This is a genomic window from Burkholderia sp. AU31624 (genome assembly GCF_020420065.1).
In the GTDB taxonomy this organism is placed as follows: domain Bacteria; phylum Pseudomonadota; class Gammaproteobacteria; order Burkholderiales; family Burkholderiaceae; genus Burkholderia.
Genome location: NZ_JAIZRT010000003.1, coordinates 322,317 through 345,927, shown reverse-complemented (window position 1 = coordinate 345,927; position 23,611 = coordinate 322,317). Strand labels below are relative to the sequence as shown.

Annotated in this window: 24 protein-coding genes; 11 read left to right on the top strand and 13 right to left on the bottom strand. The window is 68.4% G+C overall.

Features of this window, described 5'->3' with window-relative positions; translation table 11 throughout:
• Positions 1-26 precede the first annotated feature (26 nt).
• Both trxA and LGM89_RS11920 read right to left on the bottom strand, forming a co-directional pair.
• Positions 27-875 carry a thioredoxin gene (gene trxA, locus LGM89_RS11925; RefSeq protein WP_226273108.1) on the bottom strand — a complete coding sequence of 283 codons (849 nt, stop codon included), beginning with the start codon at positions 873-875 and terminating at the stop codon, positions 27-29.
• A 52-nt stretch (positions 876-927) separates the two neighbouring features.
• On the bottom strand, positions 928-1,809 hold the full coding sequence (locus LGM89_RS11920; protein ID WP_226273107.1) for a pirin family protein: 882 nt from the start codon (positions 1,807-1,809) through the stop codon (positions 928-930).
• 259 nt (positions 1,810-2,068) lie between these two features.
• On the opposite strand from LGM89_RS11920, the gene LGM89_RS11915 reads away from it, so the two are divergent.
• A complete protein-coding gene (locus LGM89_RS11915; RefSeq protein ID WP_179254846.1) occupies positions 2,069-2,947 on the top strand; it encodes an EamA family transporter in 879 nt (292 codons plus the stop codon).
• Positions 2,948-3,001: 54 nt separating this feature from the next.
• Here LGM89_RS11915 and LGM89_RS11910 read toward each other — a convergent pair whose 3' ends face one another.
• Both LGM89_RS11910 and tsaE read right to left on the bottom strand, forming a co-directional pair.
• Positions 3,002-4,522, bottom strand: a complete 1,521-nt coding sequence (locus tag LGM89_RS11910; protein ID WP_226273106.1) for an N-acetylmuramoyl-L-alanine amidase — start codon at positions 4,520-4,522, stop codon at positions 3,002-3,004.
• Positions 4,504-5,058: a tRNA (adenosine(37)-N6)-threonylcarbamoyltransferase complex ATPase subunit type 1 TsaE gene (gene tsaE / locus LGM89_RS11905; RefSeq protein ID WP_089426181.1), complete on the bottom strand. Its 555-nt coding sequence runs from the start codon at positions 5,056-5,058 to the stop codon at positions 4,504-4,506. The genes LGM89_RS11910 and tsaE overlap by 19 nt, the downstream gene beginning before the upstream one ends.
• Before the next feature lie 17 nt (positions 5,059-5,075).
• Here tsaE and queG point away from each other — a divergent pair, with 17 nt between their 5' ends.
• From queG to xerD, 3 genes are all read left to right on the top strand, one after another.
• A complete protein-coding gene (gene queG, locus LGM89_RS11900) occupies positions 5,076-6,311 on the top strand; it encodes a tRNA epoxyqueuosine(34) reductase QueG (protein ID WP_226273105.1) in 1,236 nt (411 codons plus the stop codon).
• Between the two features lie 64 nt (positions 6,312-6,375).
• Positions 6,376-6,843 (top strand): methylated-DNA--[protein]-cysteine S-methyltransferase, encoded by a 468-nt coding sequence (locus tag LGM89_RS11895; RefSeq protein ID WP_226273104.1) that lies wholly within the window; start codon positions 6,376-6,378, stop codon positions 6,841-6,843.
• A complete protein-coding gene (gene xerD / locus LGM89_RS11890) occupies positions 6,843-7,793 on the top strand; it encodes a site-specific tyrosine recombinase XerD (protein ID WP_226273103.1) in 951 nt (316 codons plus the stop codon). The genes LGM89_RS11895 and xerD overlap by 1 nt, the downstream gene beginning before the upstream one ends.
• Positions 7,794-7,841: 48 nt before the next feature.
• Here xerD and LGM89_RS11885 read toward each other — a convergent pair whose 3' ends face one another.
• The gene (locus LGM89_RS11885; RefSeq protein WP_226273102.1) at positions 7,842-9,404 is read right to left on the bottom strand and encodes a class I adenylate-forming enzyme family protein; all 1,563 of its coding nucleotides are present in this window, start codon (positions 9,402-9,404) and stop codon (positions 7,842-7,844) included.
• A 234-nt stretch (positions 9,405-9,638) separates the two neighbouring features.
• On the opposite strand from LGM89_RS11885, the gene LGM89_RS11880 reads away from it, so the two are divergent.
• On the top strand, positions 9,639-10,130 hold the full coding sequence (locus LGM89_RS11880; protein WP_089495507.1) for an aminoacyl-tRNA deacylase: 492 nt from the start codon (positions 9,639-9,641) through the stop codon (positions 10,128-10,130).
• A gap of 108 nt (positions 10,131-10,238) precedes the next feature.
• Positions 10,239-10,877, top strand: coding sequence for a glycerol-3-phosphate 1-O-acyltransferase PlsY (plsY, locus tag LGM89_RS11875; RefSeq protein WP_059484351.1), 639 nt, complete (start codon positions 10,239-10,241; stop codon positions 10,875-10,877).
• A gap of 79 nt (positions 10,878-10,956) precedes the next feature.
• On the opposite strand, the gene LGM89_RS11870 is transcribed toward plsY, so the two are convergent.
• A complete protein-coding gene (locus tag LGM89_RS11870; protein WP_039368282.1) occupies positions 10,957-11,442 on the bottom strand; it encodes a YajQ family cyclic di-GMP-binding protein in 486 nt (161 codons plus the stop codon).
• A gap of 136 nt (positions 11,443-11,578) precedes the next feature.
• Here LGM89_RS11870 and murB point away from each other — a divergent pair, with 136 nt between their 5' ends.
• On the top strand, positions 11,579-12,628 hold the full coding sequence (gene murB / locus LGM89_RS11865; protein WP_089495506.1) for a UDP-N-acetylmuramate dehydrogenase: 1,050 nt from the start codon (positions 11,579-11,581) through the stop codon (positions 12,626-12,628).
• An 89-nt stretch (positions 12,629-12,717) separates the two neighbouring features.
• Here murB and argF read toward each other — a convergent pair whose 3' ends face one another.
• Positions 12,718-13,647, bottom strand: coding sequence for an ornithine carbamoyltransferase (gene argF / locus LGM89_RS11860; protein WP_226273101.1), 930 nt, complete (start codon positions 13,645-13,647; stop codon positions 12,718-12,720).
• Positions 13,648-14,061: 414 nt separating this feature from the next.
• Here argF and LGM89_RS11855 point away from each other — a divergent pair, with 414 nt between their 5' ends.
• Positions 14,062-14,382, top strand: coding sequence for a DUF3579 domain-containing protein (locus tag LGM89_RS11855; protein ID WP_021162567.1), 321 nt, complete (start codon positions 14,062-14,064; stop codon positions 14,380-14,382).
• 157 nt (positions 14,383-14,539) lie between these two features.
• Here LGM89_RS11855 and rpsT read toward each other — a convergent pair whose 3' ends face one another.
• On the bottom strand, positions 14,540-14,812 hold the full coding sequence (gene rpsT, locus LGM89_RS11850; RefSeq protein WP_039368270.1) for a 30S ribosomal protein S20: 273 nt from the start codon (positions 14,810-14,812) through the stop codon (positions 14,540-14,542).
• Between the two features lie 305 nt (positions 14,813-15,117).
• On the opposite strand from rpsT, the gene murJ reads away from it, so the two are divergent.
• Positions 15,118-16,668 (top strand): murein biosynthesis integral membrane protein MurJ, encoded by a 1,551-nt coding sequence (gene murJ / locus LGM89_RS11845; RefSeq protein ID WP_046544567.1) that lies wholly within the window; start codon positions 15,118-15,120, stop codon positions 16,666-16,668.
• Positions 16,669-16,676: 8 nt separating this feature from the next.
• Positions 16,677-17,519 carry a SirB1 family protein gene (locus LGM89_RS11840; protein ID WP_089426643.1) on the top strand — a complete coding sequence of 281 codons (843 nt, stop codon included), beginning with the start codon at positions 16,677-16,679 and terminating at the stop codon, positions 17,517-17,519.
• Positions 17,520-17,583: 64 nt separating this feature from the next.
• Here the strand turns inward: LGM89_RS11840 and LGM89_RS11835 are convergent, their stop codons facing one another.
• The 5 genes from LGM89_RS11835 to lpxK all read right to left on the bottom strand — a co-directional run bounded on the left by LGM89_RS11835 (position 17,584) and on the right by lpxK (position 21,607).
• Positions 17,584-18,342, bottom strand: coding sequence for an SDR family NAD(P)-dependent oxidoreductase (locus tag LGM89_RS11835; protein ID WP_226273100.1), 759 nt, complete (start codon positions 18,340-18,342; stop codon positions 17,584-17,586).
• Between the two features lie 294 nt (positions 18,343-18,636).
• Positions 18,637-19,299, bottom strand: a complete 663-nt coding sequence (gene adk, locus LGM89_RS11830) for an adenylate kinase (protein WP_011352990.1) — start codon at positions 19,297-19,299, stop codon at positions 18,637-18,639.
• A 208-nt stretch (positions 19,300-19,507) separates the two neighbouring features.
• Positions 19,508-20,293, bottom strand: coding sequence for a 3-deoxy-manno-octulosonate cytidylyltransferase (gene kdsB / locus LGM89_RS11825; protein WP_071334980.1), 786 nt, complete (start codon positions 20,291-20,293; stop codon positions 19,508-19,510).
• 110 nt (positions 20,294-20,403) lie between these two features.
• Positions 20,404-20,598, bottom strand: a complete 195-nt coding sequence (locus LGM89_RS11820) for a Trm112 family protein (RefSeq protein WP_010090898.1) — start codon at positions 20,596-20,598, stop codon at positions 20,404-20,406.
• Positions 20,579-21,607, bottom strand: a complete 1,029-nt coding sequence (gene lpxK / locus LGM89_RS11815; RefSeq protein WP_226273099.1) for a tetraacyldisaccharide 4'-kinase — start codon at positions 21,605-21,607, stop codon at positions 20,579-20,581. Before lpxK ends, LGM89_RS11820 begins: the two co-directional genes overlap by 20 nt.
• Positions 21,608-22,057: 450 nt before the next feature.
• Between lpxK and xseA the strand changes: the two genes are divergently transcribed.
• Positions 22,058-23,440, top strand: a complete 1,383-nt coding sequence (xseA, locus tag LGM89_RS11810; RefSeq protein ID WP_226273098.1) for an exodeoxyribonuclease VII large subunit — start codon at positions 22,058-22,060, stop codon at positions 23,438-23,440.
• Positions 23,441-23,611: the final 171 nt, after the last annotated feature.

The window sequence follows — 23,611 nt, the reverse complement described above, 5'->3', positions numbered from 1 at the left end:
TGCAGCCCGGCCGGTTCCACGTAAGTTCAGTTGAGCGCCATGCTCAGCCTGCGCCGCCACCCGGCGACGAGATCCGGGCGATCGCCGGCCAGCTCGAACACCGAGATCAGCGTGCGGCGGCCGAGGTCGTCGCCGTACGCGCGGTCGCGCGTGACGATTTCCAGCAACTGCTCCACCGCGCCTTCGTACGCGCGCCGCGCGATCAGGCTCTGCGCGAGGTCGAAGCGCGCGTCGAGGTCGGCCGGGTTCGCCGCGATGCGCGCTTCGAGCGCGTCGGTCGGCGGCAGGTCGGCCGTCGCGTCCAGCGCGTCGAAACGGGTCTTGATCGCATGGTAGCGCGGATCGCCGTTCTGCACGGTCTGCGGCGACAGGCGCTCGGTCTCGGCGCGCGCGGCGTCGACCTGGTTGTTCGCGAGCAGCAGTTCGATCAGATCGAGGCGGGCGTCGTCGAAGCCCGGGTTCAGCGCGAGCGCCGCTTCGAGGTGCGTGAGCGCGTCGTCGTAGCGCGACTCGGCCATCGCGTCCTGTGCGGCACGCCGTTCGGCTTCCTCCGGCGCCGGCAGCAGCCGGTCGAGGAAGGCGCGCAGCTGGCCTTCGGGCAGCACGCCGACGAACTGGTCGACGGGGCGCCCGTCGGCGAACGCGATCACGTGCGGGATGCTGCGCGTCTGGAAGTGCGCGGCGAGTTCCTGGTTCTCGTCGACGTTGACCTTCACGAGCTTCCAGCGGCCTTCATAGGCGCCTTCGAGCTTTTCCAGCAGCGGGCCGAGCGTCTTGCAGGGGCCGCACCACGGCGCCCAGAAGTCCACCAGCACGGGTGCGTCCAGCGACGCCTCGATGACGTCTTTCTCGAATGTGGCAAGCGTGGTGTCCATGTCGTTCTCTTCCGTTCGAATGTCGTCAGGATGGGGGCGGCGCGCCCCTTTTTCAACGCGGCTTCGACTCGGGCAGCGGAATCCATTCCGTCTCGCCCGGCACCTTGCCCATTTCCTGGCGCGTCCAGGCGTCTTTCGCGCGCTCGATCGCCTCGCGGCTGCTGGCGACGAAATTCCATTCGATGAAGCGCTCGCCGTCGATCTTGTCGCCGCCGAGCAGCATCGCACGTGCGCCGCTGCCGCTCGTCAGCGTGACCGCGGCGCCGGGCGTGAGCACGGCCATCTGCTCGGCCGGCACCGGCGTGCCGTCGATCGCGAGCTCGCCGTCGACCACGTAGACCGCGCGCTCCTCGTGCGACGCGTCGAGTTCGATGCGGCCGCCGGCCGCGAATTCGGCCGCGACGTACAGCGTGCGCGAGAACGTCGTGACCGGCGAGCGCAGCCCGAACGCATCGCCGGCGATCACCGTCAGCGCGACGCCGTCCTCATTGCGCTTCGGCAACGTGTCGGCCGCATGGTGCTCGAACGACGGCTCGGTCGTCTCGTGCGCGCGCGGCAGCGCGACCCAGGTCTGGATCCCGTGCACGGTGTGGCCGCTTTCGCGCTGCGCGTCGGGCGTGCGCTCGGAGTGGACGATCCCGCGGCCGGCCGTCATCCAGTTCACATCACCGGGCACGATCTCCTGCAGCGAGCCGAGGCTGTCGCGGTGCAGGATCGCGCCGTCGAACAGGTAGGTGACGGTGGCGAGGCCGATGTGCGGGTGCGGGCGCACGTCGAGCCCCGTGCCGGGCGGCAGCGTGGCGGGCCCCATGTGATCGAAGAAGATGAACGGGCCGACGAGGCGGGCGGCGAGTGCGGGCAGCGTGCGGCGCACCTGCAGGTTGCCGATGTCGCGCACGTGCGGCTTCAGCAGGGCTTTGATCGGAGCGGTCATGGCGGATCCTGTGGGGCGGCGGGGGATGCCGGTCATTGTACTGGCCGTCCGCCGCCGATTCCATGCGCGCCGCGCGGGTATCGGGCCGGGAGCTGAAACCCGGTAGACTGACCGGCTTCCCAGAGGAAAACACCGGGCCGCCCCGGTGTTTCCGCCTCGCAGCAAGTTTTCTCGGGACGCCCGCCGCAAAGCGACAGGGAAAGCGACAGGGCCTGAGCGCACCGTGCACGACCATTCGACAATCGAGGAGACGCCGATGATGGCCCCGAAGGACTTGCTGCTTGCGCTGGTCGTGATCCTGGCGTGGGGCGTGAACTTCGTCGTGATCAAGGTCGGCCTGCACGGCATGCCGCCGATGCTGCTCGGCGCGCTGCGCTTCACGCTCGCGGCCGTCCCCGCGGTGTTCTTCGTGCGCCGGCCGCAGATTCCATGGCGCCTGCTGGTGCTGTACGGCGCGACGATTCAGCTCGGCCAGTTCGTGTTCCTGTTCACCGGCATGTACGTCGGCATGCCGGCCGGCCTCGCGTCGCTCGTGCTGCAGTCGCAGGCGTTCTTCACGCTCGTGTTCGCGATGCTGTTCCTCGGCGAGCGGCTGCGCGTGCAGAACCTGCTGGGGCTCGCGATCGCCGCGGGCGGGCTCGTCGTGATCGCGGCGCAGGGCGGGCGCGCGATGACGCTCGCGGGCTTCCTGCTGACGATCTGCTCGGCCGCGATGTGGGCGTTCGGCAACATCGTCACGAAGAAGGTCGGCCGTGCGAACCTCGTGTCGCTCGTCGTGTGGGCCAGCCTCGTGCCGCCCGTGCCGTTCTTCCTGCTGTCGCTGTGGTTCGAAGGGCCGCAGCGGATCGCGACCGCGCTTGCCGGGCTGAACGGCGCGTCGATCTTCGCGGTCGTGTATCTCGCGTTCGTCGCGACGCTGCTCGGCTACGGGCTGTGGAGCCGCCTGCTGTCGCGCTATCCGGCCGCGCAGGTCGCGCAGTTCTCGCTGCTGGTGCCGATCGTGGGCCTCGCGTCGTCGGCGCTGCTGCTCGACGAGCACCTGACGCGCACGCAGCTGATCGGCACGGCGCTCGTGATGGGCGGGCTCGCGGTGAACGTGTTCGGCGGGAAACTGATGCGCCGCTTCGCGGCGTCGTGACGCGCCGGCACGCACTGCGTGCCGGCGGCGGGGCGGGGTGGCCGGGTACGGCCGTCAGGCCATCCGGCTCTTCGCGAGCGGCGGATTCGCGGCGAAATAGCGCTTGATGCCGCGGAAGATCGCGTCGGCCATCTGGTCGCGATAGCCGTCGTCGTTCAGCCGGCTCTCTTCTTCGGGGTTGCTGATGAAGGCCGTCTCGACGAGGATCGACGGAATGTCGGGCGCCTTCAGCACCGCGAACCCGGCCTGCTCGACCGAGCCCTTGTGCAGCTTGTTGATGCCGCCGACTTCCTTCAGCACGTAGTTGCCGTAGCGCAGCGAATCGCGGATCTGCGCGGTCGTCGACATGTCGAACAACGCGCGGTTCACGGCCGCGTCCGCCGTCTTGATGTTGATGCCGCCGATCAGGTCGGACGAGTTCTCCTTGTTCGCCATCCAGCGCGCCGCGGCGCTCGTCGCGCCGTGGTCGGACAGCGCGAACACCGACGAGCCGCGCGCGGACGGCGTCGTGAATGCATCGGCGTGGATCGACACGAACAGGTCGGCGCCCACGCGGCGCGCTTTCTGCACGCGCACGTTCAGCGGCACGAAGAAGTCGGCGTCGCGCGTCATCATCGCGCGCATGTTCGGCGCGCCGTCGATCTTCGCGCGCAGCTTCTTCGCGATGTCGAGCGCGATGTGCTTCTCGTACGTGCCGCCGCCGCCGATCGCGCCCGGATCCTCGCCGCCATGGCCCGGATCGATCGCCACCGTCAGCAGGCGGACGGTGCTGCCCTTGCCGGATTTCGGCGCGGTGAACTTGTAGGTGTCGCCATCGTCGTCGCTGTCGTCGCGGCGTGCGATGACGGGCGGCGGCTTGACGGCCGGCTTAGCGGGCGTCGCAGGGGTGGCGGGCGACGTGTGCGGCGTGGCCGGCGTGTTCTGCGCGAAGCGCTGGAAGAACGCGTCGCTGTTGTCGCCCGCGGCGGGCGGCGGGGTACCGGGGCCGGCCAGCGTGGTCGGCGGCTGCATCTGCTGCGCACGTGCCGTGTCGTTGAGCGCCTGCTCCTTGCGTTCCGTCTGCGCGATCAGGTCGGACAGCGGATCGGGCGCGACGGCCGGATACAGGTCGAACACGAGCCGGTACTTGTAGGTGCCGACCGGCGGCAGCGTGAACACCTGCGGCTTCACCGAACCTTTCAGGTCGAACACCATCCGCACGACGTGCGGCTGATACTGGCCGACACGCACCGACTGGATCTGCGGATCGTTCGGCGCGATCTTCGACACGAGGTCGCGCAGCGCCTGGTCGAGGTCGAGGCCGGTCAGGTCGACGACGAGACGGTCGGGACCCTGCAGCAGCTGTTGGCTATTCTGCAGCGGCTGGTCGGATTCGATCGTGACGCGCGTGTAATCGCGTGCGGGCCACACGCGCACGCCGAGCACCGACGACGCGCGCGCGAGCCGCGGTGCGACGAGACCGAGCACCAGCGTCGACGCGCCCGCGCACAGGATCTGGCGGCGCCGCCAGTTGTGCGTCGCGGTGGCCGCCGATTCGATCGAGCGGAACGGTTTGATCAACATCTTTCGAGACATGCCTTTCCTGAAGCGCTGTACGCCCGGACGGTGAGGGCGCGGCCGTCGCCATCCACGTCGAGCGAGAAAACCAGATCGGGTACGCCGAGCAGCGTGCCTGCCTGTTGTGGCCATTCGACGAGGCAGATCGCGCTGGAATTGAAATATTCGCGAAAGCCTGCGTCGGACCATTCGGCCGGATCGTTGAAACGATACAGATCGAAGTGATACACCTCGAGTTCCCCATCGTCGCGTTCGAGCGCGTACGGCTCGACGAGCGTATAGGTCGGGCTGCGCACGCGCCCCGTGTGGCCGAGGCCACGCAGGATCGCGCGCACGAGGGACGTCTTGCCCGCGCCGAGATCGCCGACCAGCTGGATCTGCAGCCCGTCGAACGCATGCGCGCGGGCGAGTTCGGTGCGCGCCGCGTCGAGCGCGTGCGCGAAGCGGGTGCCGAAGGCCTCGGTCGCCGCTTCGTCGGCGAGCGCGATCACGCGCTCCGCGAGCGGGGCGGGCAGCATGGCGTCGTGAGGCGGATGGCTGGGCGTGGCTGGCATTCTCGTAAAATAGTGCGATGAACCGATTACCGGAACTCGCCGCATCCGACAGACCTTCGACTCGTGCCGAAGGTGCGGCACCGTGCGCGCTCGACGATGCGGCGTTGACTGCGCTCGCCGCGCGCATCAGGGCGTGGGGGCGCGAATTGGGTTTCGGGGCGATCGGCATCAGCGATACCGATCTCTCGGATGCCGAAGCAGGCCTCGCCGCCTGGCTGGAAGCCGGATACCACGGCGAAATGGATTATATGGCGAAACATGGGATGAAACGCGCGCGTCCGGCCGAACTTGTGGCCGGTACGCGACGTGTGATTTCCGTGCGGCTCGCCTATCTGCCGGCCGAAACGCTCGCCGCCGACGCGCCTGAAAGCGAGCCGGGCACGCTCGCACTGCACGACTGGCGCGCACGCGAACGGGCCCGGCTCGACGATCCGCAGGCGGCCGTCGTGTCGATCTACGCGCGCGGCCGCGACTATCACAAGGTGCTGCGCAACCGCCTGCAGACGCTCGCCGAGCGCATCGAGCAGGAGATCGGCGCGTTCGGCTACCGCGTGTTCACCGATTCGGCGCCCGTGCTCGAGGTCGAGCTCGCGCAGAAGGCCGGCGTCGGCTGGCGCGGCAAGCACACGCTGCTGTTGCAGCGCGATGCGGGCTCGCTGTTCTTCCTCGGCGAGATCTACGTCGACGTTCCGCTGCCGACCGATGCGCACACGTCCCCCGACACCGCGCCCGAGACGCCCGGCGCGCACTGCGGCAGCTGCACGCGCTGCATCGACGCGTGCCCGACCGGCGCGATCGTCGAGCCGTACCGCGTCGACGCGCGCCGCTGCATCTCGTACCTGACGATCGAACTGAAAGGCAGCATCCCCGAGCCGCTGCGGCCGATGATCGGCAATCGCGTGTACGGCTGCGACGACTGCCAGCTCGTGTGCCCGTGGAACAAGTTCGCGCAGGCCGCGCCCGTCGCCGATTTCGACGTGCGGCACGGCCTCGATCGCGCGACGCTCGTCGAGCTGTTTGCATGGGACGCGGACGCGTTCGAGACGCGGATGCAGGGCAGTGCGATCCGGCGCATCGGCTACGAAAGCTGGCTGCGCAATCTCGCGGTCGGGCTCGGCAATGCGCTGCGCGCGGACGCGGGCCGGCTCACGCCGCAGGCGCGCGACGCGATCGTCGCCGCGTTGCGCGCGCGGGCCGACGACCCGTCGCCGGTCGTGCGCGAGCACGTCGAATGGGCGCTGCGTGCCGCGTGAAGGCGGCGTAAAGTGTCGTCGGCGCGCGGGGGTGCCGCGCGCATCCATCGGTCAGGAGAGGGCCATGTTCAATGCAGTCATCGACGCGCCGTTCGGCAAGGTCGGCATCCGCACGGATGCCGCGGTGGTGCGCGAGATCGTCTATCTGCCCGAATCGGTGAAGTCGGTCGATCCGGATTCGCCGCTCGCGCAGCGTGCGGTCGAGCAGATCGAACGTTATTTCGAGCGTGCGTCGGCGCGCTTCGATCTGCCGCTCGCCGAAGTCGGCAGCGCGTTCCAGCACCGCGTGTGGGACGTGATCGGCGATATTCCGCCCGGCACGGTGCTGACCTATGGACAGGTCGCGAAACGGATCGGCAGCGCGCCGCGCGCGGTGGGCCAGGCATGCGGCGCGAACTACTTCCCGCTCGTGATTCCGTGTCATCGCGTCGTCGCGGCGGGCGGGCTCGGCGGCTTCGCGAACCATGACGACAACGGTTATTACCAGAAAGTGAAGCGCTGGCTGCTGGCGCACGAAGGCGTGCCGTACTGATGACTGAATCGCTGATGTCCCCCGAAGTCGACGGCGATGCCGTCGAGGTGTCGCCCGCGCTGCTCGCGAGCCGCGCGTCGATCGACGTGTTTTGCGATGCGCTGTGGCTCGAGCACGGGCTTGCGCGCAACACGCTCGATGCGTACCGGCGCGATCTGGTGCTGTTTTCACAATGGCTGGCCGAGACGCACGACGCATCGCTCGATTCCGCCGACGAAGCGATGGTGACGGGCTACATCGCCGCGCGCAGCGATGGCAAGGCAACGTCGTCGAACCGGCGGCTGTCCGTGTTCCGGCGCTATTACGGCTGGGCCGTGCGCGAGCATCGCGCGAGCGCCGACCCGACGCTGCGGATCACGTCCGCGAAACAGGCGGCCCGGTTTCCGTCGACGTTGTCGGAAGCGCAGGTCGAGGCGCTGCTCGGTGCGCCCGACATCGGCACGCCGCTCGGCCTGCGCGATCGTACGATGCTCGAGCTGATGTATGCGAGCGGGCTGCGCGTGAGCGAGCTCGTGACGCTGAAGACCGTCGAGGTCGGGCTCAACGAGGGCGTCGTGCGCGTGATGGGCAAGGGCTCGAAAGAGCGGCTCGTGCCGTTCGGCGAAGTCGCGCAAGGGTGGATCGAGCGCTACCTGCGCGACGCGCGGCCGGCGCTGCTCGGCGCGCGCGCGGCCGACGCACTGTTCGTGACCGCGCGCGGCGACGGGATGACGCGCCAGCAGTTCTGGAACATCATCAAGCGCCACGCGCAGCATGCGGACGTGCGCGCGCACCTGTCGCCGCATACGCTGCGGCACGCGTTCGCGACGCACCTGCTGAACCATGGCGCCGACCTGCGCGTCGTGCAACTGCTGCTCGGTCACAGCGACATCTCGACCACGCAGATCTATACGCACGTTGCGCGCGAGCGGTTGAAGTCGCTGCACGCGCAACACCATCCGCGCGGTTAGCGCATCCGGCGCGGCGCGGGCCGTGTCACGTGCAACGGCCGGCCCGAGTCAGACCAACTCGCGCAACTTGTGCTTCAGCACCTTGCCCGTCGATGCGGCCGGCAGCGCGTCGAGTACGCGGATGTGTGCGGGGCGTTTGTAAGGCGCGAGCCGCTCCGCACACCACGCGTGCAACGCCGCTTCGTCGGCCGTCGCGCCGGGCACCAGCTCGACGAACGCAAGCACTTCCTCGTTGCCTTCGACCGCGCGGCCGATCACGGCCGCCTGCACGACGTCCGGATGCGCGTTCAGCACCTGCTCGACTTCGACCGGATAGACGTTGAAGCCCGACCGGATGATCAGCTCCTTGCTGCGGCCCGCGATCGTTACCGCACCGTCCGCCTCCTGCCGCGCGAGATCGCCGGTGCTCAGCCAGCCGTCCGGCGACACGGCCGCGTGCGTGGCGTCCGCGTTGCGGTAGTAGCCGAGCATCACGTTCGGCCCGCGCACGCGGATCTCGCCGACTTCGCCCGGCGGCACGTCGGTGCCGTCCGGCGCGACGATCCGCATCTCCACGCCGGGAATCGGCACGCCGACCGAGCTGTCGGTGCGCGGCGCATCGAGCGGCGTCTGCGTGATCGTCGGGCTGCTTTCGGTCATCCCGTAGCCGTTGTGCAGCGGCACGCCGTACAGGCGCTCGACGCGCGCCTTCAGGTTCGCGTCGAGCGGCGAGCCGCCCGAATACGCGAAGCGCAGGCGCGGCGCACGCCACGCGTGGCCGTGCGTGTGCAGGTGTTCGAGCAGCTTCGCGTGCATCGCGGGCACGCCCTGGAAGATCGTGACGCCTTCGTCGGCGAGCGCGACGCGCACGGCTTCGGGCGAGAAGCGCGGCGCGAGCCGCAGCGTCGCGCCCGCATACAGGCTGCCGAGGCAGACCGACGCGAGCCCATACACGTGCGACACGGGCAGCACCGTATAGACGACGTCGTCGGGCGATACGCGGCGCAGCGTGCTCGACGTCGCCGCGATGAACAGCAGGTTGCGATGCGACAGCATCACGCCTTTCGGCGTGCCGGTCGTGCCGGTCGTGTAGATCAGCGCCGCGCATTGCGCGGCACCGTCGGCGGCGACCGGTTCGCCGGGCGCGCTCGCGTCGACGTGGTACGACCATGCGCCGATGTCGACCGGCAGCATGCCGGCCGGTGTCGCGCCGTGCCGTTCGGCATGCGTGCGCGCGTCGGGCGAGGCGTCGGTGGTGAACGCGATCAGCTTCGGCCGTGCGTGCGCGGCGATCGCGTCGAGCTCGCCGGCGGACAATCGCGCGTTCGACACGAGCGCCCACGCGTCGAGGCGGGCGGCCGCGAACAGCAGCACGATCTGCGCGACGCAGTTTTCGGCGACGATCATCACGCGGTCGCCGCCGTGCACGCCGAGGTCGGCGAGCTGCGCGGCGGCTGCATCGACGGCCTGCGACAGGTCGCCATACGACAGGCGGCGCGCGTCCTCGATCAGCGCCGGATGCGCGGGCGCCTGCGCGGCCCAGCGTGCGGGCACGTCGGCGATGCGGCGAGGCAGCGCGGCGAGCAGTGCGTCGACGTCGAGCGGCTCGGATGAACGGAGGGACGAGGACATGGCGTCTCCAGAAGAAGGGCGGCGGCTGACGAGGTTGGCGAACGATCGTGCCATGACGGCGCGCGCGCCACAATCGGCCATTCGGGCAATAGCGCTTCGCGATGTCCGCAATGATGATGGACGGAATCGTTGCGGCGACGCAGCAGGCCGCCCGGCGAAAAACGGGCCGCGAGTATACCGCCGGTGCGGGCGCACGATTGCGCGCGCGCCGGTCGTTCACCTTAAAATGCCGCCATGAGCAAATCCAGGCATGTGTCCGAAACCCCCGCGACCCAGTTGCTGCGCCGCCACGGCGTTGCATTCGGCGAGCATCCGTACGACTACGTCGAGCACGGCGGCACCGGCGAATCGGCGCGCCAGCTCGGCGTCGTCGAGCACTGCGTCGTGAAGACGCTCGTGATGGAAGATGAACACGCGAAGCCGCTGATCGTGCTGATGCACGGCGACCGCACCGTGTCGACGAAGAACCTCGCGCGGCAGATCGGCGCGAAGCGCGTCGAGCCGTGCAAGCCCGAAGTCGCGAACCGCCATTCGGGCTATCTCGTCGGCGGCACGTCGCCGTTCGGCACGCGCAAGACGATGCCCGTCTACGTCGAGGCGACGATCCTCGAACTGCCGACGATCTACCTGAACGGCGGGCGTCGCGGCTACCTCGTCAGCCTCGCGCCGGCCGTGCTCACGTCGCTGCTCGGCGCGCAGCCCGTGCAGTGCGCCAGTGTCGACTGAGGGTTTCACCTTCGTGGCAGGCGGCGCGCGTTCGGTAGAATGGGCGCCGTTTCGGCGTGCCGCGCGCAGCCGTCCCTTTACCGATACGTTGAAAGAAGAGTCCTCCGCATGCAGATCCTGCTCGCCGCCCTCGTTGCCTACCTGATCGGTTCGGTGTCGTTCGCCGTCGTCGTCAGCGGCGCGATGGGCCTGGCCGACCCGCGTTCGTACGGGTCGAAGAATCCCGGCGCGACCAACGTGCTGCGCAGCGGCAACAAGAAGGCCGCGATCCTGACGCTCGTCGGCGATGCATTCAAGGGCTGGATTGCCGTCTGGCTCGCCCGGCACTTCGGCCTGCCCGACGTCGCGGTCGCATGGGTCGCGATCGCCGTGTTCCTCGGCCACCTGTATCCGGTGTTCTTCCGCTTCCAGGGCGGCAAGGGCGTCGCGACCGCGGCCGGCGTGCTGCTCGCGGTGCACCCGGTGCTCGGGCTCGCGACCGCGCTGACCTGGCTGATCGTCGCGTTCTTCTTCCGCTATTCGTCGCTCGCGGCGCTGGTGGCGGCCGTGTTCGCGCCGGTGTTCGACGTGTTCCTGTTCGGCACGGGCCACAACCCGGTCGCATGGGCCGTGCTCGCGATGAGCGTGCTGCTCGTATGGCGCCACCGCGGCAATATTTCGAAGCTGCTGGCGGGGCAAGAAAGCCGGATCGGCGACAAGAAGAAGGCGGCCGCGGACGGCGGCGCGCAGGACGGCGGGAAAGCCTGAGAAAGTGCGGCGCTTGGCCGCAGCCGGGCGCGCCGCGTGTGCGGGGCCCGGCGGGATGACGTGACGGATCGTCCGGCGATCAGTCGCGGAAGTTGTTGAAGTCGAGCGGCGTGTCGGTCACGTCCTTGCGCAGCATCGCGATCACGCTCTGCAGATCATCGCGCTTCGTGCCGTTCACGCGCACGGCATCGCCCTGGATGCTCGCCTGCACCTTGATCTTGCTGTCCTTCACGAGGCGCACGATCTTCTTCGCGAGATCGCCGGTCACGCCTTTCTTCACGGTGACGATCTGCTTGACCTTGTCGCCGCCGATCTTCTCGACCTTGCCGTAGTCGAGGAAGCGCACGTCGACGTTGCGCTTGGCCAGCTTGCCGATCAGCACGTCCTTGACCTGGCCGAGCTTGAAATCGTCATCGGCGAACAGCGTCAGCTCGCGTTCCTTCTGCTCGACGCGCGCGTCGGAGCCCTTGAAGTCGAAGCGCGTCGAAATTTCCTTGTTCGACTGCTCGATGGCATTCTTCACTTCGATCATGTTCGCTTCGGAAACGACGTCGAACGATGGCATGGCATTCCTCCCTTGAGATGCGGAACCCGGCTCGCGCGCGGGCACTCGCTATAATTGCGGACTGTTTGCCATTTTACCGATGCCCCTCCGTTTGCCCAAGGCCGGCCATGCGCCGCCCAGGCGGACGTGACCGCGAATGCCGATGCCTCCTGACGATTCCGCCCTGTCGCTGCTTCCCGACCATCCGCTCGCCGCGCACAACACGTTCGGCATCGCCGCGACCGCGCGCTTTGCCGCGCGCATCACGCATGCGTCGCAGTTCGAGGCGCTCCATCGCGACCCGCGCGTCGCGAACCTGCCGCAGCTCGTGCTCGGCGGCGGCAGCAACGTCGTGTTCACGCGCGATTTCGACGGCGTCGTGCTGCTCGACGAGATCGCGGGCCGCCGCGTCGTGCGCGAGGACGACGACGCGTGGTACGTCGAGGCCGGCGGCGGCGAGAACTGGCACGCATTCGTCGCATGGACGCTCGAGCACGGGATGGCGGGCCTCGAGAACCTCGCGCTGATTCCGGGCACGGTCGGCGCCGCGCCGATCCAGAACATCGGCGCTTACGGCCTCGAGATGAAGGCGTATTTCGACTCGCTGGTCGCGGTGGAGCTGGCGACGGGGCGCAGCGAGCGTTTCGACGCCGCGCGGTGCGCGTTCGGCTATCGCGACAGCTTCTTCAAGCGGGAAGGGCGCGGCCGGTTCGCGATCGTGTCGGTGACGTTCCGGCTGCCGAAGCAGTGGGCGCCGCGGCTCGGCTACGCGGACGTCACGCGCGAACTCGACGCACGCGGCATGGCAGCCGACGCGGCCACGGCGCGCGACGTGTTCGACGCGGTCGTCGCGATCCGCCGCGCGAAGCTGCCCGATCCGCTCGTCCTCGGCAACGCGGGCAGTTTCTTCAAGAATCCGGTGATCGATGCCGCGCAGTTCGACGCGCTGCGCGCCCGCGCGCCGGAAGTCGTGTCGTATCCGCAGCCGGACGGGCAGGTCAAGCTCGCGGCCGGCTGGCTGATCGACCGCTGCGGCTGGAAGGGGCGCGCGCTGGGCGCGGCGGCCGTGCACGACCGCCAGGCGCTCGTGCTCGTCAATCGCGGTGGCGCGACGGGGGCCGACGTGCTCGCGCTGGCGCAGGCGATCCAGGCCGACGTGCGCGAACGTTTCGGCGTCGAACTCGAGCCCGAACCGGTCTGCCTGTAACGCGGGCTCGGCACCGCTTTTCCCGCGCCCAAACAAAAGCGCCGATCGTCGATCGGCGCTTTTTTCATGGATGGCCAGTTGCCGGCGCGTCAGTGCTTGAGGCGGCCGAGCAGCAGGAATTCCATCAGCGCCTTCTGCACGTGCAGGCGGTTTTCCGCTTCGTCCCACACGACGCTCTGCGGGCCGTCGATCACGCCGGCCGTCACTTCCTCGCCGCGGTGCGCGGGCAGGCAGTGCATGAAGAGGGCGTCCGGGTTCGCGTGCCCCATCATTTCCTCGTCGACGCACCAGTCGGCGAACGCCTGCTTGCGGGCCTCGTTCTCGGCCTCGAAGCCCATGCTCGTCCACACGTCGGTGGTGACGAGGTCGGCGCCCTTGCATGCTTCGTTCGGATCGTCGAACACCTCGTAGAACGGTGCGCTGTCGGGCGACACGAGCTTCATGTCGAGCGCGTAGCCGGGCGGCGTGGACAGGCGCAGCTTGAAGCCGAGGATCTGCGCGGCTTCGATCCACGTGTAGAGCATGTTGTTCGCATCGCCGACCCAGGCAACGGTCTTGCCGGCGATCGGGCCGCGGTGCTCGTAGTACGTGAAGATATCGGCGAGCACCTGGCACGGGTGGTACTCGTTCGTCAGGCCGTTGATCACCGGCACGCGGGAATTCTCCGCGAAGCGCTTGATGACCTCCTGTTCGAACGTGCGGATCATGATGATGTCGACCATGCGCGAGATGACCTGCGCGGAATCCTCGACGGGTTCGCCGCGGCCGAGCTGCGTGTCGCGCGTGCTCATGAAGACGGCGTGGCCGCCGAGCTGGAAGATCCCGGCTTCGAACGACAGGCGCGTGCGCGTCGAGCTCTTCTCGAAGATCATCGCGAGCGTGCGGTCGTGCAGCGGGTGATAGGTCTCGTAGTTCTTGAACTTGCGCTTCAGGATACCCGTGCGCTCGAGCACGTACTCGTAGTCTTCCAGCGAGAAATCCTTGAACTGCAGGTAGTGACGAATGGTTTTGGCGGTCATGAAGCGAAATACGGCGGGTTGCACCCGGCAGCAAGGCCGGACGGCGCCGCCGTCGGGTGTGGATAACTCAAAGCAGCATAAAGGATTTTCTGTGCTTTGACGAGCCGCCGAGAGAAGCGGGGCACGATCGCCGCGCGCGTCAAGCGACGCAAGGAGGCGGGGTGTCGGGACGGCGCGCGATGGCGCGCTGCGGTATAATTCAAAAGTTTTCTCCAGCCCGGCAGGCAAGCCTCTTCGCGCTCTGCCGGACACAAGCCGTGCGCTGCACAAATCCGGTGCAGTCCGCCGGTGGCGCGCACCGACGTCCCGTTTTCGGGATATCGGAATGCTTGTGCCGCCGTCCGTTTCAGCTTTGTGTTCGCGTATCCAGGCGCCGTTGCCTGGACATCGCCGGGCCGTCACTTGGGTAACCACATGGCTGAAACCCCTCCGACCGAATTCTTCATCCAGGGCATCACGAAAGACGGGAAAAAGTTTCGCCCGAGCGACTGGTCGGAACGTCTGGCCGGTGTGATGGCCTGCTTCGGGCCGGGGGCGAGCGGGCCGAACGCGCGCCTCAAGTATTCGCTCTACGTGCGTCCGACGATGCTCGGCGACCTGAAATGCGTGATCCTCGATTCCCGGCTGCGCGACGTCGAGCCGATGGCGTTCGATTTCGTGCTGAATTTCGCGAAGGACAACAACCTCGTCGTGACCGAGGCGTGCGAACTGCCGGACTACGACGCGAAGAAGTGATGCCGGCGCGGGCGAGGGCGCTTGCCGCGCCCGCCCTCGTGGCAACTGTCACCGGCACGCAGGATGCGCCGGCGACAGGCAACAAAAAAGCCCGCCTAGGCGGGCTTTTTTGCGATCGCAGGAAACAGGAACGCCCGCGTGAGCGGGCGCACCGGATTTACGCTGCTGCCTGCAGACCCTTGACGGCTGCGGCCAGGCGGCTCTTGCTGCGAGCGGCCTTGTTCTTGTGAACGATCTTCTTGTCGGCGATCGTGTCGATCGTCTTGACGGCAGACTTGAACAGCTCTGCAGCCTTTGCTTGATCGCCGGCGTCGACAGCCTTGCGAACAGCCTTGATCGCGGTACGGAATTTCGAGCGCAGCGCCGAGTTGTGCGAATTTGCCTTCGCGGCCTGGCGGGCGCGCTTGCGTGCTTGTGCGGAGTTAGCCATGACGGTTCCTTATCCTGTCCTGTTTCCAGAGCTTGGAGCCTAGACGGCCAAGCGCTGCTTTTCGATCCGTCCCCTGAGAGCGATTGCCCAGGGGCGCATAAAAAACGGTGATTTTAACCGAGGCAGGGACATGAAAACGGCAGTTGCCGTGCATGTACGAGCCTAGAAACCGGCGATTATAGCAACGAAATCAAGCGCGTGGCAAGTTCAACGTGACACCCGCCAAGGACGGCGCCCGAACGCGTGCGCGCTTTTCGGCATCGGCCGCTGGCCGGGCCACGCAACGTCCGTATAATAAGCGCCCCATGAATCTATTCCGAGCCCTGCTGACGGTCAGCGGCTTCACGCTGCTGTCGCGCGTGACCGGACTGGCCCGCGAGACACTGATCGCCCGTGCGTTCGGTGCCAGTCAATACACCGACGCGTTCTACGTCGCCTTCCGTATCCCGAACCTGCTGCGCCGCCTGTCCGCCGAAGGCGCGTTCTCGCAGGCGTTCGTGCCGATCCTTGCCGAGTTCAAGAACCAGCAAGGGCACGATGCAACGAAAGCGCTCGTCGACGCGATGTCGACCGTGCTCGCGTGGGCGCTTGCCGTGCTGTCGGTGGTCGGGATCGCCGGCGCATCGTGGGTCGTGTTCGCCGTCGCGTCCGGCCTGCACACCGACGGGCAGGCGTTCCCGCTCGCGGTCACGATGACGCAGATCATGTTCCCGTACATCGTGTTCATCTCGCTGACGACGCTCGCCTCCGGCGTGCTGAACACGTACAAGAGCTTCTCGCTGCCCGCGTTCGCGCCGGTGCTGCTCAACGTCGCGTTCATCGCCGCGGCCGTGTTCGTCGCGCCGCACCTGAAGGTGCCGGTGTTCGCGCTCGCGTGGGCCGTCATCGTCGGCGGCGTGCTGCAGTTCCTCGTGCAGCTGCCGGGCCTGAAGAAGATCGACATGGTGCCGCTGATCGGACTCAACCCGCTGCGCGCGCTGCGCCACCCGGGCGTGAAGCGCGTGCTCGCGAAGATGGTGCCCGCGACGTTCGCGGTGTCGGTCGCGCAACTGTCGCTGATCATCAACACCAACATCGCGTCGCGGCTCGGGCAGGGCGCCGTGTCGTGGATCAACTACGCCGACCGCCTGATGGAATTCCCGACGGCGCTGCTCGGCGTCGCGCTCGGCACGATCCTGCTGCCGAGCCTGTCGAAGGCGCACGTCGATGCCGATTCGCACGAGTATTCGGCGCTGCTCGACTGGGGCCTGCGCGTCACGTTCCTGCTCGCGGCACCGAGCGCGCTCGCGCTGTTCTTCTTCGCGACGCCGCTCACCGCGACCCTGTTCAACTACGGCAAGTTCGACGCGCACACCGTCACGATGGTCGCGCGCGCGCTGGCGACCTACGGGATCGGTCTCGTCGGCATCATCCTGATCAAGATCCTCGCGCCGGGCTTCTATGCGAAGCAGGACATCAAGACGCCCGTGAAGATCGCGATCGGCGTGCTGATCGTCACGCAGATCTCGAACTACGTGTTCGTGCCGCTGATCGGCCACGCGGGCCTGACGCTGAGCATCGGCGTCGGCGCGTGCCTGAACTCGCTGCTGCTGTTCATCGGGCTGCGCAAGCGCGGCATCTACCAGCCGTCGCCGGGCTGGCTGCGCTTCTTCGTGCAGCTGATCGGCGCGGCGCTCGTGCTCGCTGGCCTGATGCACTGGCTGTCGATCAGCTTCGACTGGACCGGGATGCGTACGCAGCCGCTCGATCGCATCGCGCTGATGGCCGCGTGCCTCGTGCTGTTCGCTGCACTATATTTCGGTATGTTGTGGGTGATGGGCTTCAAATACGCTTATTTCAGAAGGCGCGCCAAGTGACGACCGCAATGACCCGCGTCCTCGACTACTTCAGCACGCTCGTGGCAGACGACGACAGTCTGCCCGTCACGGAAGCGGCGCTGTCGCTGGCGCAGGACGCGTATCCCGACCTCGACCTGCAGGGCACGCTGGCCGAACTCGACATGCTGGCGGCGCGGCTGCGCCGGCGGCTCACGGACGATGCGGACCTGAAGGGCCGCGTCGCCGCACTGAACGATTTCTTCTTCCGCGAGCTCGGCTTCGCGTGCAATCACAACGACTACTACGACCCCGATAACAGCCACCTGAATGCCGTGCTGAAGCGGCGGCGCGGGATCCCGATCTCGCTGTCGGTGCTGTACCTGGAGCTCGCCGAGCAGATCGGCGTGCCGGCGCGCGGCGTGTCGTTCCCCGGCCATTTCCTGCTGCGCGTCACGCTGCCGGACGGCGACCTGATCATCGATCCGGCCAACGGCCATTCGCTGTCCGAAGCCGAGATGGTCGAGATGCTCGAGCCGTACGTGGCGCGCGCGGCCGGCGCGGTCGACAGCGCATTGCGCGCGCTGCTGCAGCCGGCGACGAGCCGCGAGATCATCGCGCGGATGCTGCGCAACCTGAAGACGATCTATCTTCAGACGGAACGCTGGCAGCGGCTGCTCGCGGTGCAGCAGCGGCTCGTGATCCTGTTGCCCGAGCACCTCGACGAAGTCCGCGACCGCGGGTTCGCGTATGCGCGGCTCGATTACCTGCGGCCCGCGCTCGAGGATCTCGAACTGTATCTCGGCGAGCGGCCGGACGCGGACGACGCCACCGTCGTCGAGTCGCAGGTGACCGAATTGCGGCAGCGGATGCAGCGCGACGGCGAGGACTGAGCCGCCGCCACGCTGCCGGAACCCTGAATGAAACGACGCCCGCATCGCGGGCGTTTTTTTGTGCCTATTTCGGCTGCATCCGGATCGCGCCGTCGAGGCGGATCACTTCGCCGTTGAGCATCGGATTCTCGACGATCTGGCGCACCAGCAGCGCGTATTCGGCCGGTTTGCCGAGCCGCGGCGGGAACGGCACCATCGCGCCGAGCGCGTCCTGTACGTCCTGCGGCATGCCGAGCAGCATCGGCGTCTCGAACAGGCCGGGCGCGATCGTCATCACGCGGATGCCGCTGCGCGACAGGTCGCGCGCGATCGGCAGCGTCATGCCCGCGACGCCGGCTTTCGACGCCGCGTACGCGGCCTGGCCGATCTGCCCGTCGAACGCGGCGACCGACGCGGTGCTGACGATCACGCCGCGCTCGCCGTCCGCGGTCGGCGCGGTGGCCGCCATCGCGGCGGCCGCGAGCCGGATCATGTTGAACGTGCCCACGAGGTTCACGTTGATCGTCTTCGCGAACACGTCGAGCGGATGCGCGCCGTCCTTGCCGACGGTCTTCGCGGCGGGCGCGATGCCCGCGCAGTTCACGAGGCCGCGCAGCGTGCCGGCTTGCGTTGCCGCGCTGACGGCCGCCTGCGCGTCGGCTTCGCTCGACACGTCGCAGTGCACGAAGCGGCCGCCCAGTTCGGTCGCGAGCGCGGTGCCCGCCGCGTCGTTCAGGTCGGCGAGCACGATCGTGCCGCCTGCCTGCGCGAGCATCCGCGCGGTGCCGGCGCCGAGGCCCGATGCACCGCCCGTGATCAGAAACACGTTGCCGCGAATTTCCATGGTTGTCTCCGTTGTTGAGCGCCTCTGGCGCGACAGCGCTCAGGGCCGCCCCATGCAGGGTGATCGACCGCGGTTGGCGCTTCGGCGCGTGTTGCGTTGCCACGCGAAGCGGTTGCCCGATCCGATGCCGCGCGACCGGTTGAAATGATGGGCGCCGGTAGGAGGGGCTCCGGCATCCGACCGATTGTACGGGGCGCGCTCGCGCGAAGGCGGGACCAGAACGGTCGTGCCAATTCCGCCCGGGCAAAAAAAAGCCGCCCGGAAAGGGCGGCTTGCGGGTGCGCGGTGCGCTGCTTACTTCAGTGCGCCAAACGCGCGCTCGCGGATTTCCTCGACGCTGCCGAGGCCCGAGATCTTGCGGTACTGCGGTGCCTTCAGGCCGTTTTCCTCGCCGCGCTGCGCCCAGTCGCCGTAGTACGTGATCAGCGGCTTGGTCTGCGCTTCGTACACTTCGAGGCGCTTCTTGACGGTTTCTTCCTTGTCGTCGTCACGCTGGATCAGCGGCTCGCCCGTCACGTCGTCATGGCCTTCGACCTTCGGCGGGTTGAACTTGACGTGGTACGTGCGGCCCGATGCCGGGTGCGTGCGGCGGCCGCTCATGCGCTCGATGATTTCCGAGAACGGCACGTCGATCTCGAGCACGTAGTCGATCGCGACGCCGGCTTCCTTCATCGCGTCAGCCTGCGCGATCGTGCGCGGGAAACCGTCGAACAGATAGCCGTTCGCGCAGTCGGATTCCTTCAGGCGCTCCTTGACGAGGCCGATGATCAGCGCGTCCGGCACGAGCTTGCCGGCGTCCATGTAGCCCTTCGCCTCGACGCCGAGCGGCGTGCCGGCCTTCACGGCCGCGCGCAGCATGTCGCCCGTCGAGATTTGCGGGATGCCGAATTTTTCCTTGATGAAGTTTGCCTGGGTGCCCTTTCCCGCGCCGGGCGCGCCCAACAGGATCAAACGCATGGTGATATCTCCAGTATGTAGATTCGTGTGGCGAGACGAAAAAAGCGCCGGCGACGGTGTGCGCGGGGCTTGCCTGGCGCGTGGCGGACCGGTCTGATGCGGCGCGTCGGGTTGGGCGACGCGCGGCTGCCGGCAGGGCCGCGGGCGGGGTCAAGCGAGGACGCGCTGGTCGCGGACGGCTCGCACAATCGCCTGATTATGCCACGGGTTATTTTGATGACGGCTGAAAAAGGGCCTGCACGCGTGCGAGATCGGCCGGCGTGTCGATGCCGGCTTCCGGCGCGGACTCGGTGATCAGCACTGCGATGCGCTCGCCGTGCCAGAGCGCGCGCAGCTGTTCGAGCTGCTCGGCCTGTTCGATCGGCGCCTGCGCCAACGTCGGATAGGTGCGCAGGAAACGCGCGCGATATGCATAGAGGCCGATGTGCCGGTAGACCGGGAAGGCCGGTGCAGGCATGGCCGCGACGTCGGGCCAGTGCGGCTGGTACGCGTCCCGGCTCCATGGAATCGGCGCGCGCGAGAAGTACAGCGCGACGCTCTGCGCGTCGAGCGCGACCTTCACCACGTTCGGGTTGAACACGTCGGCCGCGTCGTGGATCGGGTGGGCGGCCGTCGCAATCGCGCAGGCCGGATGCGCGGCGAGGTGCGACGCTACGTCGCGCACGAGCACCGGGTCGATCAGCGGCTCGTCGCCCTGCACGTTGACGACGACGGTGTCGTCGCTCCACCCGAACGTCGCCGCGACTTCCGCGAGCCGGTCGGTGCCGGACGGATGGTCGGCGCGTGTCAGCACCGCTTCGAAGCCGTGATCTCGGGCCGCATCGAGCACGCTTTGCGCGTCGGACGCGACCAGCACCTGCTGCGCGCCCGCTTCGCGCGCGCGTTCGGCGACGCGCACGACCATCGGCTTGCCGCCGAGATCGGCGAGCGGCTTGTTCGGGAGCCGCGTCGACGCGAGCCGGGCGGGAATGACGGCGATGAAGGGTTGAGTCATCGGGGAGGACGGTGAGGAAAGCGGAGCGGGCGGCGTGTCGGGGGCGGGCCGCCCGGCTGGTTCGGCGCCCTCGCAGCGGACACGCCGCGGCGAGGGCCGGGTCGGGCGGCTTAGCGGCCGGCCGGGTCGACCGGCGTGCCTTCGACGGTCTGGCGCGCCTCGTCGACCAGCATCACGGGGATGCCGTCGCGGATCGGGTAGGCGAGCTTGTCCGCGTTGCAGATCAGTTCCTGCGCGGCACGGTCATAGTGGAGCGGGCCTTTGCAGATAGGGCACACAAGGATTTCAAGCAGGCGAGCGTCCACGGAGTTTCTCCACAACGAGGGCAATGAGGCGAGGGTCGAGCGCGGCTTCGACGGGGACAACCCACAGTCGGGCGTCGCGCCAGGAAGCGCCCAATTTTACTGCATCCTTCTCGGTGATCAGGATCGCATCGACGGCGTCGTCGACGAACGGATTGTCGGCGAACGCGTAGTGGTCGGGCAGCGCGCGCGTCGCGGGCGCGAGACCGGCCGCGCGCAGCGTCGCGAAGAAGCGTTCCGGCGCGCCGATGCCGGCCGCGGCGAGCACGCGCTCGTTCGCGAATTGCGACAGCGGGCGGCGCAGCGCGGGCTGGTCGAGGTGCCACGCGGCGCCGGGCGTGAGCGCGAGCGAATAGGTGTCGGGCCACGGCGGCAGCGCGCCGCTGTACGGATCGTTGACGAGTGTGGCGTCGCGGTGCCGCGACAGCGGCTCGCGCAACGGTCCGGCCGGCAGCAGGAAGCCGTTGCCGCCGAGCCGGTGGTCGAACACGACGAGTTCGACCGTGCGCGCGAGGCGGTAGTGCTGCAGGCCGTCGTCGCTGACGATCACGTCGACGTCCGGATGCGCGGCGCGCAGCGCCTGCGCGGCCGCGACGCGATCGGGGCAGACCCAGACGGGCGCGCCGGTGCGGCGTGCGATCAGGAGCGGTTCGTCGCCGCCCGTGCTGGCGCGCGATGCGGGCGTGACGGCGGTCGGCGCCTTCACGTTCGCGCCGTAGCCGCGCGATACGATGCCGGGCGTGAAGCCGGCCGCGCGCAACGCGTCGACGAGTGCGATCACGGTCGGCGTCTTGCCGGTGCCGCCGACGGTCACGTTGCCGACCACGACGACGGGCACGCCGACGTCGACCGGCTTCTTCCAGCCCTGCGCGTAGGCGGTGCGCCGCAGCGCCGCGCACAGGCCGAACACGCAGGCGAACGGCGTGAGCGCCCACGCGAGCGCGCCGCGGCGCTGCCATTCGCGCGTCAGGCGGGCTTCGAGCCGGGCGAGCGGGCCGTCGGGCGCGCTCATCGGGCCGGGCGCGGCATCTCGTGCGCCGCGGCGTGGGACGGATTCGTCAAGGCGGATTCTCCGTTGGGCGGCGCATGCCGCGGGGTCTGCGGAAGGCGGCACTCTAGCGCGCCGCGGGCGGGCGCGGCAAGCGCGACCGGCCGCCGCGACTCGCGGGGCCGGATCGCGGCGGCTTGTGGATAACTCTGTGAAGAACTCCCTGCTCGATGGCGTCAAACGCCCGCCGGGTGGGCTTCGAATCGGATGAGAATCATTCAGAAAGATTTAAAAATATATAAAAATCAAGGTGTTAGAGAGAATTGTCTGGATTTTTCAGCGGTTTTCGCGCGTTTTAGGCCGATGATTGCCAAAGTGTGGACACCTTCCGAACGTCACGGTACATGCGCCCGGCGCTGGACGTCGCGTGCGTGTCGGACTATCGTGTCGCCGCCAGCATTCATTCGACCGTCCATGCCTTCCGACTCCCCATTTGCCGCACCGGGCGCGACCCGCGGCGGCGACGAAGTGATTCCCGTTTCGGCGCTCAATCGCGCGATTTCGACGATGCTCGAGCGCTCGTTTCCGCTGCTGTGGATTTCGGGCGAAGTGTCGAATTTCACGCGCGCCGCGAGCGGCCACTGGTATTTCTCGATCAAGGACCAGCAGGCGCAGATGCGCTGCGTGATGTTCCGCGGCCGCGCGCAGTACGCGGAGTTCACGCCGCGCGAAGGTGACCGGATCGAGGTGCGCGCGGTCGTCACGATGTACGAGCCGCGCGGGGAAGTGCAGCTCAACGTCGAGGCCGTGCGGCGCACCGGGCAGGGGCGCCTGTACGAGGCGTTCCTGCGGCTGAAGGCGCAGCTCGAGAGCGAGGGGCTGTTCGCGCCCGAGCGCAAGCGGCCGCTGCCGGCCCATCCGCGCGCGATCGGTATCGTCACGTCGCTGCAGGCGGCGGCGCTGCGCGACGTGCTGACCACGCTCGCGCGCCGCGCGCCGCACATTCCGGTGATCGTCTATCCGGCGCCCGTGCAGGGCGCGGGTTCCGCCGAAAAGCTCGTCGCGGCCGTCGAGACCGCGAATGCGCGCCGCGAGGTCGACGTGCTGCTGGTCTGTCGCGGCGGCGGCTCGATCGAGGATCTGTGGTCGTTCAACGACGAGGCGCTGGCACGCGCGATCGCGGCGAGCGAACTGCCGGTCGTCAGCGGCGTCGGGCACGAAACCGATTTCACGATCGCGGACTTCGCGGCCGACGTGCGTGCGCCGACGCCGACCGGCGCGGCCGAACTCGCGAGCCCGCAGCGCGCACTGCTGCTGCGCGAGGTCGGCGAGCGCCAGCGGGCGCTCGCGCGCGGCATGGAGCGCCGGCTCGAACAGCGCGCGCAGCAGCTCGACTGGCTCGCGCGCCGGCTGGTGAGCCCGGCCGAGCGGCTGCAGCGGCAGCGCACGCACGTCGAGCAGCTCGCGGTGCGGCTGGCGTCGGCGGCGTCGCGGCCGGTACGCGACGCGCGCGCGCGGTTCGCGCTCGCGCAGCTGCGCTGGCAGCGCGCACGGCCTGATCCTTCGCAGACGCGCCAGGCGCTCGCGGGGCTGTCGCAGCGTCTTGCGCTGGCCTTGCAGCGCCGTCATGAACGCGACACGGCTCGCGTGTCAGCCTGTGCGGCACGGCTCGAGGTGCTGAGCCCGCAGCGCACGCTCGAGCGCGGCTATGCGGCGCTGATCGATGCGCAGACGGGCCGCGCGGTGCGCACGCCGAACGCGCTGAAGCCGCAGCGCCGCCTGACCGTGCATCTCGCGGAAGGCTCGGCCGACGTGTCGATCGCCGACGTGCAGCCGCGGCTGACCGATACGATCTGACGTAACGGGTGCGAGCGGCGCGAAGGTTGTCGTAACGGACGCATCGTGCACGGGAACGGATGCTGCTCATCGTCGGGTTCGTCCTGCCGGACGTTGCGCAAACATCGCTTTTCCGCATACCGCGGATAAATGGCCCGTGAGTTTGCGGGGTTATTCGTCCTCGCCTACAAT

Coding starts and splice junctions, on each gene's coding strand:
- trxA (WP_226273108.1), bottom strand. CDS start 875: ATGGACACCACGCTTGCCACATTCGAGAAAGACGTCATCGAGGCGTCG.
- LGM89_RS11920 (WP_226273107.1), bottom strand. CDS start 1,809: ATGACCGCTCCGATCAAAGCCCTGCTGAAGCCGCACGTGCGCGACATC.
- LGM89_RS11915 (WP_179254846.1), top strand. CDS start 2,069: ATGGCCCCGAAGGACTTGCTGCTTGCGCTGGTCGTGATCCTGGCGTGG.
- LGM89_RS11910 (WP_226273106.1), bottom strand. CDS start 4,522: ATGTCTCGAAAGATGTTGATCAAACCGTTCCGCTCGATCGAATCGGCG.
- tsaE (WP_089426181.1), bottom strand. CDS start 5,058: ATGCCAGCCACGCCCAGCCATCCGCCTCACGACGCCATGCTGCCCGCC.
- queG (WP_226273105.1), top strand. CDS start 5,076: ATGAACCGATTACCGGAACTCGCCGCATCCGACAGACCTTCGACTCGT.
- LGM89_RS11895 (WP_226273104.1), top strand. CDS start 6,376: ATGTTCAATGCAGTCATCGACGCGCCGTTCGGCAAGGTCGGCATCCGC.
- xerD (WP_226273103.1), top strand. CDS start 6,843: ATGACTGAATCGCTGATGTCCCCCGAAGTCGACGGCGATGCCGTCGAG.
- LGM89_RS11885 (WP_226273102.1), bottom strand. CDS start 9,404: ATGTCCTCGTCCCTCCGTTCATCCGAGCCGCTCGACGTCGACGCACTG.
- LGM89_RS11880 (WP_089495507.1), top strand. CDS start 9,639: ATGAGCAAATCCAGGCATGTGTCCGAAACCCCCGCGACCCAGTTGCTG.
- plsY (WP_059484351.1), top strand. CDS start 10,239: ATGCAGATCCTGCTCGCCGCCCTCGTTGCCTACCTGATCGGTTCGGTG.
- LGM89_RS11870 (WP_039368282.1), bottom strand. CDS start 11,442: ATGCCATCGTTCGACGTCGTTTCCGAAGCGAACATGATCGAAGTGAAG.
- murB (WP_089495506.1), top strand. CDS start 11,579: ATGCCGATGCCTCCTGACGATTCCGCCCTGTCGCTGCTTCCCGACCAT.
- argF (WP_226273101.1), bottom strand. CDS start 13,647: ATGACCGCCAAAACCATTCGTCACTACCTGCAGTTCAAGGATTTCTCG.
- LGM89_RS11855 (WP_021162567.1), top strand. CDS start 14,062: ATGGCTGAAACCCCTCCGACCGAATTCTTCATCCAGGGCATCACGAAA.
- rpsT (WP_039368270.1), bottom strand. CDS start 14,812: ATGGCTAACTCCGCACAAGCACGCAAGCGCGCCCGCCAGGCCGCGAAG.
- murJ (WP_046544567.1), top strand. CDS start 15,118: ATGAATCTATTCCGAGCCCTGCTGACGGTCAGCGGCTTCACGCTGCTG.
- LGM89_RS11840 (WP_089426643.1), top strand. CDS start 16,677: ATGACCCGCGTCCTCGACTACTTCAGCACGCTCGTGGCAGACGACGAC.
- LGM89_RS11835 (WP_226273100.1), bottom strand. CDS start 18,342: ATGGAAATTCGCGGCAACGTGTTTCTGATCACGGGCGGTGCATCGGGC.
- adk (WP_011352990.1), bottom strand. CDS start 19,299: ATGCGTTTGATCCTGTTGGGCGCGCCCGGCGCGGGAAAGGGCACCCAG.
- kdsB (WP_071334980.1), bottom strand. CDS start 20,293: ATGACTCAACCCTTCATCGCCGTCATTCCCGCCCGGCTCGCGTCGACG.
- lpxK (WP_226273099.1), bottom strand. CDS start 21,607: ATGAGCGCGCCCGACGGCCCGCTCGCCCGGCTCGAAGCCCGCCTGACG.
- xseA (WP_226273098.1), top strand. CDS start 22,058: ATGCCTTCCGACTCCCCATTTGCCGCACCGGGCGCGACCCGCGGCGGC.